The sequence below is a fragment of the Bacillus cereus group sp. MYBK5-2 genome, from assembly GCF_051915685.1.
In the GTDB taxonomy this organism is placed as follows: domain Bacteria; phylum Bacillota; class Bacilli; order Bacillales; family Bacillaceae_G; genus Bacillus_A; species Bacillus_A cereus.
Window position 1 is genome coordinate 1 of sequence record NZ_JBQAFE010000020.1, and the last position, 14,654, is coordinate 14,654.

Sequence of the window (14,654 nt, forward strand, 5' to 3'; positions counted from 1 at the left end):
TCCGAAAGAGCCGAAGGAGCCAGAAGTGAAACCGGAGGATCCGAAAGAGCCGAAGGAGCCAGAAGTGAAACCAGAAGATCCGAAAGAGCCGAAGGAGCCAGAAGTGAAACCAGAAGATCCGAAAGAACCGAAGGAGCCAGAAGTGAAACCGGAAGATCCGAAAGAGCCGAAGGAGCCAGAAGTGAAACCGGAGGATCCGAAAGAGCCGAAGGAGCCAGAAGTGAAACCGGAAGATCCGAAAGAACCGAAGGAACCAGAAGTGAAACCGGAGGATCCGAAAGAGCCGAAGGAGCCAGAAGTGAAACCAGAAGTAAGATTGGAAAAATTAATTAAAGAGCCGCAAGTAAAAACAGAAAGAGAATTACCGAAAACAGGGGCAGCGTCTCCATGGATGATGTCAGTTGGTGCTGGAATTTCATTCTTAGTTGGCGGAGTATTATTCGTATTAGGTAGAAGAAGGAAACAATAATTTTTTTAGACGAAAAGCACACTGAGTTCGATAGTTTATCGAATTCAGTGTGCTTTCGTGGTATATAAAATAAAAGCTCCTTCCACGTATGGAAGGAGCTTTTATTTTTACATATTAAAACATGCTTGAGCTGTGCATTGGTTGAAGTTTTGCATTTGGATCGAAGTAAGCTTTTGCATTGTTTACTGCTGTTGGTGCTTCACCGAAGCCGCAAGCAATGAGTTTTACTTTTCCTTCATATGTACAAATGTCACCAGCAGCGTAAATGCCAGGAATATTTGTTTCCATTTTTGAATTTACAAGGATGCTGTTTTTTTGTATATCTAAGCCCCAGTTTTTAATTGGGCCAAGAGAAGAAACGAAGCCATAGTTTACAATTACGTCATCAACATCGATGATAACTTTTTCTTCAGTTTTTACGTGCTGAAGAACGACTTGTTCAATTTTGTCATCACCAATGAGTTCAACTGGAACATACGGTGTACTTACTTCTGCACGAGAATTCATTAAGTTTTCGACGCTATGTTCATGCGCACGGAATTTATCGCGGCGATGAACGATTGTAACTTTTTCAGCGATCGGTTCTAACATCATTGTCCAATCAACAGCTGAATCGCCGCCGCCAAATACTACGACGCGCTTACCAGCAAATTTATTCATATCATCAACGAAATAATGTAAGTTTTTCTTTTCGTATTTCGCTGTACCTTCTAATTCTAAGCGGCGTGGTTGGAAAGCACCATTGCCAGCAGTAATAATAACTGATTTAGAATAGTGAGTTTGCTTATTCGTAACAAGTTTAAATATACCGTCAGCTTGTTTCTCAAGCGTATCGACAGCTTCTTCTAAACAAACGGTTGGGTCAAATTTCTTCATTTGCTCTTTTAAGTTATCAACTAATTCTTGTGCGCGCACTTTTGGGAATCCAGCTACATCATAAATGTATTTTTCAGGGTAGAGTGCGGATAATTGTCCTCCAAGTTGAGGTAAGCTTTCAATGATTTTTACACTTGCTTGTCTCATACCGCCATAAAATGCTGTGAACAGCCCTGTTGGACCACCACCAATAATTGTTATGTCGTAAACTTTTTGATTTTCTGCCACTTTCATTCCCCCTATAGATGGAATTTTGATATTGATTTCATATATTGTTCATATGTACACGAAAATCCTGCAAATGATGACACTTTCAAATAAATGATAGCATATTTGAGTTCATAATACTTCTGAAAACGACTGAATTGTGTGTAAGTTTTCGCATAGGTTCTTTTTTATTGTATAAAATATACAGAAAGGAAAATACATGAAAAAAAGGCTAAAAAACCCTTGAAAACGCTATGTTATTTTAAAATATTGATAATTCTCCAGACGCTTGAATTCTGGAATAAAACCGACTAATATAGGGAAGTATTATGTTAAATTTCTATGACAAAATTCGTACGATTTTTTGACTGCGTTTTGTTATGATATAGAATGTGATAAATTCCACATTCTTGACAAATAGAGTTTTTAGTACTTGGTATTATTTCTCATTACTATTATATAAAGAAAAGGGTTGTGATTTGGTGAAGACTCCAAAAATCGTAGTTTTAGGTGCAGGTTATGGCGGGATGATTACGACTGTTCGTCTGCAAAAAGCATTATCTGTAAATGAAGCTGAAATTACGCTAGTAAACAACAACAGCTATCACTACCAAGCGACTTGGTTACACGAGAGCGCAGCTGGTACATTACAAGATGAAAAAATCTGTCTAGATATTCAAGACGTTATTGATACAAATAAAGTGAACTTTGTACAAGACACAGTAGTAGAAATTAAAGCTGCTGAAAAACGCATTATCTTAAAAGACGGCGAGTTAGAGTATGACTACTTAGTAATTGGTCTTGGTTTCGAATCAGAAACATTCGGAATTACAGGATTAAAAGAGCATGCATTCTCAATCGCTAACATTAATGCAACTCGTGAAATTCGTGAGCATATGGAAGCTAGTTTCTCTAAATATGCAACTGAACAACGCGATGAGTTAGTAACAATCGTTGTTGGTGGTGCTGGATTTACTGGTATCGAGTACGTAGGTGAGCTTGCAAACCGTGTTCCTGAACTTTGCAAAGAGTACAATGTACCACGTGAAAAAGCACGTATCATCTGTGTAGAAGCTGCTCCAACAGCACTTCCAGGTTTCGATCCAGCGTTAGTAGAATACGCTGTAAAACAACTTGAGAAAAAAGGTGTAGAATTCCGCATCGGTACAGCAATTAAAGAAGCAACTGAAGAAGGTATTATCGTTGCGAATGGCGATGACACTGAATTAATTAAGTCTGAAACAGTAGTTTGGGCTGCAGGTGTTCGTGGTAACGGTATTGTGGAAGAGTCTGGATTTGAAGCAATGCGCGGACGTGTAAAAGTTGATGAGTACATGCATGCTCCAGGATACGAAGATGTATTCATGGTTGGTGACGCAGCGTTAATCATTAATGAAGAAATTAACCGTCCATACCCACCAACAGCACAAATCGCAATTCAACAAGGTTACAATATTGCACACAACTTAACTGTATTAGTTCGTGGTAAAGGCGAAATGAAGAAATTCGCATTTGATAATAAAGGATCTGTATGTTCTTTAGGTCATGACGATGCAATGGGCGTTGTTATGGGTAAAAAGTTAACAGGTTGGAAAGCTTCCTTCATGAAGAAAGTAATCGATAACCGTTACCTATTCTTATTAGGTGGACCTTTATTAGTTCTTAAAAAAGGTAAATTAAAGTTCTTTTAATATATATTAGAAAAAGCAGAAACGGCTAAGAGCTGTTTCTGCTTTTTTCATATTAAAAATATAGTATAATATAAAAAGAAAGAATATTCTGTCCGTTCTGAAAGAGGAGGTTATTACATCATGGAGAAACGAGGGAAGGTATGGCTAGCTGTTAGTGGTTTAGTAGCTACAAAAGATGGTAGGTGGCTATTTGTTAAGAAGAAATACAGTGGATTAAAAGGGAAATGGTCTTTACCGGCTGGTTTTGTAAATGAAGGTGAGACGGTTGATGAAGCTGTGAAACGCGAAGTGTTAGAAGAGACAGGCATTGTCGCTCATGTGAAGGGGATCATTGGTGTTCGATCGGGTGTTATTCGTAATGAGATTAGTGATAATATGATTATTTTTCTTTTGGAGCCTGAAGGAGAAAATATTATTATACAGGAGAAAGAATTGTCTGAAGTGGCGTTCTTACATCCGGATAAGATTGTAGACGATCCGAATACGTCTGTGCTTATTAAATATTTGTTAGAAGGAAGATCAGAACTACATCTTGAAGTGGACAAAACATTAAATCCAGGCGAACCATTTGGTTATACAGCTTATCACGTATTTACGGCACGTGCGAAGGAGAGGGGAAAAGAGTGAGTATACCGGTACTACTTATTTCAATGATGTTATTCTTTATTTTGTTCTTTGGAATTGGATTTTTACTCAACATGATTTTGCGAGCTACTTGGGTAATGGTTATTGTGTATCCGATTGTTTGTATGCTGATTATTAATAAAGCGAGTATGTGGGATTATTTTTCAAAACCGAAAGAAACATTTTCTTCATTTGGGACAAGTGTATCGCACTTAGGACAAGCAGACGTATTTATTCTATCTACTGGATTAGTAGGGGCTGCTTTAGCAGGAGTCGTAATCAAGAAACTTCGGAAAAGCGGATATCAAATGTTTTAATCTCCAATTAAGTTGGAGATTATTTTTTTGCATATTCCTTCATGGTATAGGGAATGATTAACGATGAAGGAGTGTGGAATATAAAAATGTTAAAACGATATTGTATTCGCATTATGATGACTTGTTTACTTGCAATTGCATTATGCGTAACATGGAATGCTTTCACAGGAGTTTCTTTATTAGAGATTGTAAAGAAGTATGAGGGAACGAGTGCAAAAGAAGTACATGCAGCAGAAGTTAAGAGAAATGTTGCTCCGAGTAAAGAAGTGATAAATGCTTTAGAGCAGGCAAACGACTGGTCTAAATATCGTTCAATTGAAATGACTGCAACAGGTTATACGTCGGGAATCGAGTCAACTGGTAAGAGGCCGGGACATCCGGAGTATGGTATTACATATTCAGGTGTTAAGGCGAAAAGGGATTTATATTCCACAATCGCAGCGGACTTACGCGTATTCCCAATTGGAACAATTTTATTCGTACCAGGTTATGGGTATGGTGTAGTAGCTGATAAGGGCGGTGCAATAAAAGGAAACCGTCTTGATCTATATTATGATACGGTGAAAGATGTTTATAGCCAATGGGGTAAGAAAAAAGTAAATGTGTACGTAGTAAAAGTAGGAAATGGTAAGTTTACAGAAGAAGAGTTAACGATGTTAAATCAAGACGAAACGATGCAAGTGTTTCGTGGTCAATATTTAAAACAAAGATAGTCTAGTCGTAATTACGCTAGACTTTTTTTCTTGGCTTATTTCATAATAGAGGGGATTTTACACGTCATATAACTGTAGTTAGAATTGTCGCATTTTATCGAAAATAAAGTTATAATGGTGGTAGAGAAATTTAGGGGGTCTGAACATGTTTCAAGTACAAAAAGAATTAGCAGGTCACGAAGCAGTAATTGTCGCTTTATTTGAAGAAGAGAAAATGAGTAGTTTTGTACAAGAACTGGACAAAGCGTTTGAAGGACAATTACAAGTTTTACTAGAAGAGAAAGAATTATCTACGAAGAAAAAGGCCATTTCGAAAGTACATAGCTTAGGAAAAACAAATGTGAAACGTTATTACTTTGTTGGTTTAGGCAAGAAAGAGTTTTATACGACAGAAACGTTACGTGCGGCTCTTGGTAAGGCATTTAAAACACTGCAAGCAGCAAAAGTACAAGATGCAGCAATTTTACTTGATTCTTTCGTAACAGAGAAATTAGACGCGATTGATGTCGCTCATATTGCAGCAGAGGTACAAGGCCTTGGTACATATGAATTACAAACGTATAAATCAGATAAAAAGGATCGTGTAGAGTTAGAGAAGTTCACGGCTATTACAGCGGAAGATGCACAAGAAATTGAAGCCGCATTAACAGTTGGCTACGTACATGGACGTGCAACAAATTCAGCTCGTACACTTGTAAATATGCCGCCAAACGTATTAACAGCGACAAAGCTTGCTGAGTATGCTGTTGAATTAGCGGAGAAGTATGATATGGACTATAAAGTTCTTGAGAAAGAAGAGATGGAAGATCTTGGTATGGGTGCGTTACTTGCAGTAAACCAAGGTAGTGTAGAGCCACCAAAAATGATTGCTCTTATTTATAAAGGAAAAGAAGAGTGGACAGATGTCATTGGATTCGTTGGAAAAGGTATTACATACGATACAGGTGGTTATTCTTTAAAACCACGTGAAGGCATGGTCGGTATGAAAGGTGATATGGGCGGTGCAGCTGCTGTATTAGGTGCGATGGAAATTATCGGTGAACTTCGCCCAGAACAAAATGTGATCGCTGTTATTCCTTCAACTGATAACGTTGTAAGTGGTACGGCATTTAAGCCAGACGATGTAATTACATCTATGAGTGGAAAAACAATTGAAGTATTAAATACGGATGCAGAAGGTCGTCTAGCTTTAGCTGACGGTATTACGTATGCGAAAAAACTTGGTGCAAACTACCTTGTTGATGTTGCAACATTAACAGGCGGTGTAATTGTTGCACTTGGAAACTATACGACAGGCGCAATGACAAATAATGAAGAGTTATTTGAGCAAGTGCTAGAGGCTTCTATGGAAACAGATGAGCCAATTTGGCAACTACCGATTTTTGATCGTGATAAAGAACGCGTTCGAAACAGTAAGTTTGCTGATTTAAATAACTCACCAGGCCGTGAAGGACATGCGGTTATGGCAGGTACATTCTTAGGCGAATTCGCTGAAGATACACCGTGGGTACACTTAGATATCGCTGGAACATCAGAAACAAAAGGCGCGCACGACTTAGGTCCGGCTGGAGCAACTGGTGCAATGGTACGTACACTTGCAACACTTGTGGAGCGTTTTGGAGAAGAATAAGAGTATAAGTGAAGACTGTTCCAATATTTTGGAACAGTCTTCTTTTTTATAGGTTTGTTTATCCCACTATTTGCCGGGCAGTAAGACCCATAACTCAAAATTCAGTGAAAGGAAAGCAGTTAGGTCGGGGTGCTGATAAACGCTCGATTGGTGAGGGCTGATTAAAGTTTCACTTTATAAAGAGATCGTATATAAAATCCCGTTTAAAGCAAAAGAAGTACGGCCCGTTTCTTCAGAGACAACTAATATAAGTGCATCACTCTTTTCTGATAAGCCAATTGCAGCTCTGTGACGTGTTCCTAGCTCAGAATCAACTTCTGTACTTTTCGTTAAAGGAAGAATATTAGCAGCTGAGACAATATGATTATTTTTTACGAGAACGGCACCGTCATGAAGAGGGTTACCTGGATAAAATATTGATTCGAGTAATGGTGCAGTTAAATGAGCGTTTAATGTCGTTCCAGTTTGAATGAGAGCTTCAAGCGTCTCGTTTCGTTCCACAACGATAAGAGCACCATGTTTTCTGGCGCTTAAATGTTGGATAGCTGTCGTAATAAAAGATGAACTTTCCGTATAAGGTGATAAATATGCCTGAATGTAGTATGTAGCTGCCAATGTTTGTACATTTGCTAACATATGATGAATATCTTCCATTTTGCATAAAATACATTCGTCTTCTTTATCGATTGCGTTCCTCATAATCGATAGTTCTTTTTCAGCAATTTCAATCATTTGCTTTGTTTGTATTTTGAGCTCTTCTGACAAGCCCCATTCGTGCATAATCCTCATTCCCTTTAGTGGAGTATTTAACAATAGTGTATACAAATATTCCTAGTAAAATCCTGCTAGATTTTATAAAATATTGAGATAGAGCATGTTTTTTTCATATAATAAAGGTATGACGAGCGAGAGGAGAGAGAAGAATGAATTGGAAACAAGAATTTAGTCGCTGGCTTTCTTACGCACAATTAGATGCAGAATTAAAAGAACAGCTAGAAAATATGAAGCAAGATGAGAAGAAAATCGAGGATAGCTTTTATAAAAATCTAGAGTTTGGTACAGGTGGTATGCGTGGTGAACTTGGTGCTGGTACGAACCGTTTAAACGTATATACAGTTCGTAAAGCAACAAAAGGATTAGCAAGCTTTATTGAAAAATTAGGTGAGGAAGCGAAAAAACGCGGTGTTGTTGTAGCCTATGATTCTCGTCATAAATCACCTGAGTTCGCAATGGAAGTTGCTGCTACACTTGGGGCACGCGGTATCACAACATATGTGTTTGAAAGCTTACGTCCAACGCCAGTACTTTCTTTCGCAGTTCGTCATTTACATACAGTAAGTGGAATCGTTCTTACGGCAAGCCATAATCCACCTGAATATAACGGATACAAAGTATATGGTGAAGATGGTGGACAGTTACCTCCAAAAGAAGCAGATGAGTTAATTAGCTACGTAAATGCAGTAGAAGATGAATTAACAGTTGAAGTCGCTGATGTAGAGCAATTAAAAGCTGACGGTTTATTACATATTATTGGACAAGAAGTAGATGATGCATATGCTGCAGAATTGAACAATGTCATCATTAATAAAGAAATGGTGCAAAAGGTTGGTAAAGACTTAAAAATCGTCTTTACACCATTACACGGAACATCAAATATTTCTGTACGCCGTGGTTTAAAAGAAGTTGGATTTACAGATGTAACAGTTGTAAAAGAGCAAGAGTTACCAGATCCAAACTTCTCTACAGTAAAATCACCGAACCCAGAAGAGCACGCAGCGTTTGAGTATGCCATTCGTGATGGTGAAAAGGTAGGCGCAGATGTATTAATCGCAACTGATCCTGACGCAGATCGTCTAGGTGTAGCGGTGCGCAATCATAATGGTGAGTTCCAAGTATTAACAGGAAACCAAACAGGTGCATTAATGCTTGATTACTTACTATCTCAAAAGAAAGAAAACGGAACGCTTCCGGAGAACGGTGTCGTATTAAAAACAATCGTAACGTCTGAGATTGGTCGTACAATTGCGAAAGCATACGGTTTAGATACAGTTGATACGTTAACTGGATTTAAATTTATCGGTGAGAAAATTAGGCAGTATGAAGAAAGCGGACAATATGAATTCCAATTCGGTTATGAGGAAAGCTATGGTTATTTAATCCGCCCATTCTGCCGTGATAAAGATGCAGTACAATCTGTCCTATTTGCATGTGAAGTAGCTGCATACTACAAATCACAAGGGAAAACGTTATATGACGGTCTATTAGAAGTATTTGAGAAGTACGGTTTCTTCCGTGAAGACCTTGTATCGTTAACGTTAAAAGGAAAAGATGGAGCTGAAAAAATCCAAGAGATGATGGCAACGTTCCGTGAGAATCCGCCGAAAGAAGTAGCAGGCTTAACAGTCGTAGCAGTGGAAGACTATAAAGCAAGCATCGTTACATCTTTACAAGATGGACATAAAGAAGAGATTCACTTACCGAAATCAAATGTGTTAAAATATCAATTAGAGGATGGTTCATGGTTCTGCCTACGTCCATCTGGAACTGAGCCGAAGATTAAGTTTTACTTTGGTGTAAAAGATAGTTCTTTACAAAATAGTGAACAAAAGTTACTTACTATTAAAGAAGACATTATGAATCGTTTATAATACAAAGTAATTTTAAGTAGTAAGGAACAAAAGGGAGCGAAATCTCCCTTTTGTTTTATGTAGGAAATAATTGCTATTGATTCCGACAGGAGAGAGGGTATTTTGTGATGAAAAAAGTAAGAAAAGCGATAATCCCAGCAGCTGGATTAGGAACACGTTTTTTACCAGCAACGAAAGCAATGCCGAAAGAAATGTTACCGATAGTAGATAAACCAACGATCCAATACATTGTAGAAGAAGCAGTGAAATCGGGTATCGAAGATATTATTATCGTTACTGGTAAAACAAAGCGTTCTATTGAAGATCATTTTGATAATGCATTTGAACTAGAACAAAACTTATTAGAGAAGAAAAAATATGAGTTGCTTGAAAAAGTACAAGCCTCTTCAAAAATGGTAGATATTCATTATATCCGTCAAAAAGAGCCGAAGGGACTAGGACATGCTGTTTGGTGTGCGCGTAAATTCATTGGTGATGAGCCGTTTGCAGTGTTACTAGGTGATGATATTGTCCAAGCTGAGAAACCGTGTTTACGTCAATTAATGGATGAGTATGAAAAAACACTTTCTTCTGTTATTGGTGTACAAACTGTTCCAGAGTCGGAAACACATCGCTATGGAATTATCGATCCATTAGAACAAGAAGGTCGTCGTTACCAAGTTCGCAATTTCGTTGAGAAACCAGCACAAGGTACAGCTCCTTCAAACTTAGCAATTATGGGCCGTTACATTTTAACGCCTGAAATCTTTATGTTCTTAGAACAGCAACATGTCGGTGCTGGTGGTGAAATTCAATTAACAGATGCAATCCAAAGCTTAAATGAAATCCAACGTGTATTTGCTTACGATTTCGAAGGAAAGCGCTACGACGTAGGTGAAAAGCTAGGATTCGTTCAAACGACAATTGAAATGGCCCTGCAACACCCAGAATTACGTGATGACATGGTTGCAATGATGAAGAAAATTTTAGAAGAACAAGCGAATCAAGAGTCATAATAAAAAATGAGTTATTTCAGTATACTGAAATAACTCATTTTTTTATTATGAAATCGTCGAATGAGAATGCTGATAAGCAGAACGACGCACAGCATAGTATATGCGAGGTGCGATAATAGCACCGATAATTGTAAATGCAATATCTTTTACTGCAAACCACATCATAATCATCCAAGCAGCTTTATAGCTCATATTACCGCCCATAAAGATATTGACTGCTCCGTACATGTAAGTAGTACCGATTATATAAGTTAAAATAATTCCAGTGAAAGAGGCAATTGCAAATGTAATGAAAGTTGGTCTTTCTTTTTGTTCTACTAGTTTTCCTGATACGTAAGCAACAATAATAAAGGCGATAATAAAACCACCAGTAGGATCTAAAAGTGCTCCAAATCCAGCTTTGAAGTTAGCGAAGATTGGTGCGCCGGCTAAGCCAACGAGCATATATACAGTCATGGATAAGGCACCAAGTCTACTTCCAAGAAGAAGACCTGCTAAAATTGCGAAAAATGGTTGCATAGATAATGGGATGCCTGCTACTTGTAAGAAAGGTGCCCAAGATACAATATTTGCACCGATGGCCATAAGAGCAACGAACATGGCAGCTAATGCTAAATCTAAAACATGAAATCTTCTCATAATGTTAACCTCCTGTTGTTTTTAGGTTAACATTATCGTAGCGAAAATATTTACTTGTTGTCAATCAAAATATTTTGATAAGAAGGCTTTAAATAGTCTCTTAGCAACGTATATGGAATACGAAATTGCGGAATTCCACTTGAATAGGGAGCAATCTCATATAAAGGGAAATAAATGACGAGATTGTCTGGCTCTAAAAAGAAGTGAAATTTTTTCATACTCATTACTTTTTCAGTTGCATCAGGAAAATAAATGCTTTCATTTTGTTTAATTTGTCGTACAATCTCTGCACGGATTACATCTTTATATTTATCCTTTTGTTGAAATAAATCGTCTAAGTGCAGCACCTTTTTTTCGTTTAAATCAAATGTATTTGCCTTCCACGTATAAAGACCGTGTGCTCCGCCAGTATATTGATAGTAATTCACATATAGGCTAAGAAAAGGTGGTTTGTTTAAAGAGACTTTATAATCAACATTTGCTACGTACGGATGAAAGGGTGTACTAGATCCTTCTGTCTCTTTATAATATTTTTTTGCTTCTTTTTCTAATTTGTTTTTAAATTTGTCAGTGGATTTTTTGTAGTATAAATTGAGTTTATTTTGAAATTTAGAATCAGAAAAGTTGTGAAAAGAAGGCCTATTTATTTGATATTCTATATAAGGTTTCTTACCTTTTTGCGTTACAGTCTTAACATCGATTGTCAGGTTAGATGCTTTGGCTGTTATTGCACAATTTGGTACAATAGTCAGCAAGGAGAACATAAGCAGTAATATACAAAATTTCTGTTTCATTTAGGTGAAGCCTCCTTATATAAGTGTTATAAGTAGTTTGAAAATAAATAGGTAAAATTATACATTTAATTAAAGTAAGAGAAGGGGGAAGCGATATGGCAAAAACTTTAATGGATTCACTTGGAATTGAGTTGTTAGAGATGACAGAAGATAAGGTAGTTGCTACGATGCCTGTTGATGAGCGTACGCATCAACCGTTTGGATTTTTACATGGAGGTGCATCGGTTGCATTAGCGGAAACAGTGGCAAGTGTTGGTTCATATAATTTAATTGATCAAGAAAAATGTATTTGTTTCGGATTAGAAATTAATGCAAACCACATTCGCTCAAAGAAAGATGGAATTGTAACAGCGATCGGAACACCGATACATAGAGGACAATCGACAATGGTTTGGGATGTTCGTATTATTGATGAAAATGATGATTTACTATGTATATCAAGATGTACAGTAGCAATTAAAGAAAAACGTGAAAAGTAAAAAAGAGGCGCTCTTATGAGCAGCCTCTTTTTCTTATAATTAGAACTGGATTTTCTTCTCTAAGAAACCTTTTAGTTCGCTAATTGGCATACGAACTTGTTCCATTGTGTCACGGTCACGTACTGTAACAGCTTTGTCTTCAACTGAGTCGAAGTCGTATGTGATACAGAATGGTGTACCGATTTCGTCTTGACGACGGTAACGTTTACCGATAGAACCAGTTTCATCAAAGTCTACCATGAAGTCTTTAGCTAATTCTGCGAATACTTCAGTAGCACCTTCAGATAGCTTCTTAGATAATGGTAAGATAGCTGCTTTGTATGGTGCTAAAGCAGGGTGGAAACGAAGAACTGTACGAGAATCGTTTTCTAATTGCTCTTCTTCATATGCATCACATAAGAATGCTAATGTTACGCGGTCTGCGCCTAAAGATGGCTCGATGCAGTATGGCACGTAACGCTCATTCGTTTGTGGATCAATATAGTTAAAGTCTTCGTTTGAATGTTCCATGTGACGTTTTAAGTCGAAGTCTGTACGAGATGCAACGCCCCAAAGTTCGCCCCAACCGAATGGGAATTTGAATTCAATGTCAGTTGTTGCATTACTGTAGTGAGATAACTCTTCTTCACCGTGGTCACGAAGACGCATGCTCTCTTCAGACATACCAAGTGAAAGTAACCAGTTTTTACAAGTTTCACGCCAGAATGCAAACCACTCTAAATCTTCACCAGGCTTACAGAAGAATTCAAGTTCCATTTGTTCGAATTCACGTGTACGGAATGTGAAGTTACCAGGCGTGATTTCGTTACGGAAACTCTTACCGATTTGGCCGATACCAAATGGAAGCTTTTTACGCATAGAGCGTTGAACGTTTTTGAAGTTTACGAAAATACCTTGTGCTGTTTCAGGACGAAGGAAGATTTCGTTTGTGCTAGACTCTGTAACACCTTGGAATGTTTTGAACATTAAGTTGAACTGACGGATTTCAGTGAATTCTTCACTACCGCAATCAGGACATTTTACTTCATGTTCTTTCATTAAGTCAGCCATTTGGTCGAAAGTAAGACCGTCAACAACCATTTCGATGCCTTTTGCATCTAAAGCATCTTCAATTAATTTGTCAGCACGGTGACGAGCTTTACATTTTTTACAGTCAATCATTGGATCGTTGAAGTTACCAACGTGACCAGAAGCGATCCAAGTTTTAGGGTTCATTAAAATAGCTGCGTCTAAACCAACGTTGTGTGGAGATTCTTGAATGAATTTTTTCCACCAAGCTTTTTTAACGTTATTTTTTAATTCGATTCCAAGTGGACCGTAATCCCAAGTGTTTGCAAGACCACCGTAAATTTCAGAACCAGGGAAAACAAAACCGCGATGTTTCGCTAAGTTTACAACTTGTTCCATTGAATACATAAGAAAATCCTCCTTTTGAAAGTTAACGTATTGGCGATGACATACTCTGATACTTTGGAAACGAGCAGTATATGCTAAAAAGAACATAAAAAAACGCTCATCCCAAGGCTTATTTGCCTAGGGACGAGCGTTTGCCCGCGGTTCCACCCTAGTTGATACACAAAAGGTGCATCCACTTTATCATGTATTGCTCGGGACTGCCGTTTCCTTGCGGCTTCAGGCTTTCACTATCCCTGAATCGCTTTTTATGCAAGTACTTATAAGTCCGTCATCGCTACTTATATTAATAATAATGAACATATTCTAACACGTTCTTTTTTAAATCTCAATAGAGGAACGCGTCTATCTATGATAGAGTCTCACCTATTTTTTCATTATTTATTCCGTAATTTTCTTTAATATGCTTAATTGCTTCACGCTTACTTAATGGAGCGAGCTCATTGTTTTGAACGTATTCCCAAACTACATCCGGATTTGTTTTTGCATATTCACGAAGGACCCAGCCAATCGCTTTTTGAATGAAAAATTCTTTTGAAGAATGTAGTTGTCCAATAATCCAGAAAAGAAGTTCTTCATCCATCTTTTGTTTATATTTTAGTTGGAATAAAATAGCGGCACGTTGTAACCATATGTTATCTGATGCAATCTATTTTGGAATATAGGCAGAAATTAATTCTGGATGTTTTAAAAAGATATCGCCTAAAAATGTAGGGACGATGCTATCGACAGAGTCCCACCAAGATTTTGTGACAATCAGTTCTTCTAAGAAGGGGATATGAGTTTCGTTTATATGCTTTTTATATTTTTGCATAATATCAAGTGCGGCCGCTTGGAATTCACGTTCTGGTAAGTCCCAAAGCTCACGTATGATAATTTGGAAGTCTTTTTGATCTGGGAGAGTATGTATTTGAATGATGTCTTTTAATAATTGGCGTCTTTCCGGTGTTTGAATACCTAGAAATGGGAAGTGATTTTTCATATAACGAGCCATAGGTTCTGCTTTTTCAGGATTTTGATGAGCTGTGAAATGCTCTTGTAATGCTTTTACAAATGGATGCATAAGTGTTGCTCCTCTCTTATTCTCTTTCTTCTCTTATTATACAAAGAGTTTGGATAAATTTTAAAACATAACTTGCAATGTAATGAAATATGTTGA

14 protein-coding genes and 1 pseudogene are annotated in these 14,654 nt (G+C 37.5%); 9 read left to right on the top strand and 6 right to left on the bottom strand.

The features are described from left to right. The coding region (locus ACTFP3_RS29270; RefSeq protein ID WP_440012022.1) for an LPXTG cell wall anchor domain-containing protein at nucleotides 1–469 on the top strand (469 nt) is incomplete at its 5' end. Between the two features lie 114 nt (nucleotides 470–583). On the opposite strand, the gene ACTFP3_RS29275 is transcribed toward ACTFP3_RS29270, so the two are convergent. Further along, entirely contained in the window at nucleotides 584–1,573 is a 990-nt protein-coding gene (locus tag ACTFP3_RS29275; protein ID WP_000829785.1) for an NAD(P)/FAD-dependent oxidoreductase, read from the bottom strand. Between the two features lie 461 nt (nucleotides 1,574–2,034). Between ACTFP3_RS29275 and ACTFP3_RS29280 the strand changes: the two genes are divergently transcribed. The 5 genes from ACTFP3_RS29280 (at nucleotide 2,035) to pepA (ending at nucleotide 6,527) form a co-directional block, all read left to right on the top strand. After that, nucleotides 2,035–3,243 (top strand): NAD(P)/FAD-dependent oxidoreductase, encoded by a 1,209-nt coding sequence (locus ACTFP3_RS29280; RefSeq protein WP_000856612.1) that lies wholly within the window; start codon nucleotides 2,035–2,037, stop codon nucleotides 3,241–3,243. A 120-nt stretch (nucleotides 3,244–3,363) separates the two neighbouring features. Continuing rightward, the gene (locus ACTFP3_RS29285) at nucleotides 3,364–3,870 is read left to right on the top strand and encodes an NUDIX hydrolase (RefSeq protein WP_000415315.1); all 507 of its coding nucleotides are present in this window, start codon (nucleotides 3,364–3,366) and stop codon (nucleotides 3,868–3,870) included. After that, nucleotides 3,867–4,184, top strand: coding sequence for a YuiB family protein (locus tag ACTFP3_RS29290; protein ID WP_000027016.1), 318 nt, complete (start codon nucleotides 3,867–3,869; stop codon nucleotides 4,182–4,184). Before ACTFP3_RS29285 ends, ACTFP3_RS29290 begins: the two co-directional genes overlap by 4 nt. An 86-nt stretch (nucleotides 4,185–4,270) precedes the next feature. Further along, complete coding sequence (locus ACTFP3_RS29295; protein ID WP_006922360.1) at nucleotides 4,271–4,897, top strand: 3D domain-containing protein; 627 nt, start codon at nucleotides 4,271–4,273, stop codon at nucleotides 4,895–4,897. A gap of 145 nt (nucleotides 4,898–5,042) precedes the next feature. After that, nucleotides 5,043–6,527 (top strand): cytosol aminopeptidase, encoded by a 1,485-nt coding sequence (pepA, locus tag ACTFP3_RS29300; RefSeq protein ID WP_226368321.1) that lies wholly within the window; start codon nucleotides 5,043–5,045, stop codon nucleotides 6,525–6,527. 174 nt (nucleotides 6,528–6,701) lie between these two features. Here pepA and cdaS read toward each other — a convergent pair whose 3' ends face one another. Continuing rightward, nucleotides 6,702–7,307, bottom strand: coding sequence for a sporulation-specific diadenylate cyclase CdaS (gene cdaS / locus ACTFP3_RS29305; RefSeq protein WP_065224319.1), 606 nt, complete (start codon nucleotides 7,305–7,307; stop codon nucleotides 6,702–6,704). A gap of 143 nt (nucleotides 7,308–7,450) precedes the next feature. Here cdaS and ACTFP3_RS29310 point away from each other — a divergent pair, with 143 nt between their 5' ends. Next, the gene (locus ACTFP3_RS29310) at nucleotides 7,451–9,175 is read left to right on the top strand and encodes a phospho-sugar mutase (protein WP_001104221.1); all 1,725 of its coding nucleotides are present in this window, start codon (nucleotides 7,451–7,453) and stop codon (nucleotides 9,173–9,175) included. A 107-nt stretch (nucleotides 9,176–9,282) separates the two neighbouring features. Next, on the top strand, nucleotides 9,283–10,170 hold the full coding sequence (gene galU / locus ACTFP3_RS29315) for a UTP--glucose-1-phosphate uridylyltransferase GalU (RefSeq protein ID WP_002097988.1): 888 nt from the start codon (nucleotides 9,283–9,285) through the stop codon (nucleotides 10,168–10,170). A 45-nt stretch (nucleotides 10,171–10,215) separates the two neighbouring features. On the opposite strand, the gene ACTFP3_RS29320 is transcribed toward galU, so the two are convergent. Further along, on the bottom strand, nucleotides 10,216–10,809 hold the full coding sequence (locus ACTFP3_RS29320; protein ID WP_440012026.1) for a biotin transporter BioY: 594 nt from the start codon (nucleotides 10,807–10,809) through the stop codon (nucleotides 10,216–10,218). Between the two features lie 50 nt (nucleotides 10,810–10,859). Further along, entirely contained in the window at nucleotides 10,860–11,603 is a 744-nt protein-coding gene (locus ACTFP3_RS29325) for a DUF3298 and DUF4163 domain-containing protein (protein ID WP_000810329.1), read from the bottom strand. Nucleotides 11,604–11,698: 95 nt separating this feature from the next. Between ACTFP3_RS29325 and ACTFP3_RS29330 the strand changes: the two genes are divergently transcribed. Further along, nucleotides 11,699–12,082, top strand: coding sequence for a hotdog fold thioesterase (locus tag ACTFP3_RS29330; RefSeq protein WP_001140612.1), 384 nt, complete (start codon nucleotides 11,699–11,701; stop codon nucleotides 12,080–12,082). Between the two features lie 39 nt (nucleotides 12,083–12,121). Here ACTFP3_RS29330 and ACTFP3_RS29335 read toward each other — a convergent pair whose 3' ends face one another. Further along, a complete protein-coding gene (locus ACTFP3_RS29335; RefSeq protein WP_000287147.1) occupies nucleotides 12,122–13,498 on the bottom strand; it encodes a glycine--tRNA ligase in 1,377 nt (458 codons plus the stop codon). Between the two features lie 346 nt (nucleotides 13,499–13,844). Further along, nucleotides 13,845–14,558, bottom strand: a pseudogene (locus ACTFP3_RS29340) (DNA alkylation repair protein). Nucleotides 14,559–14,654: the final 96 nt, after the last annotated feature.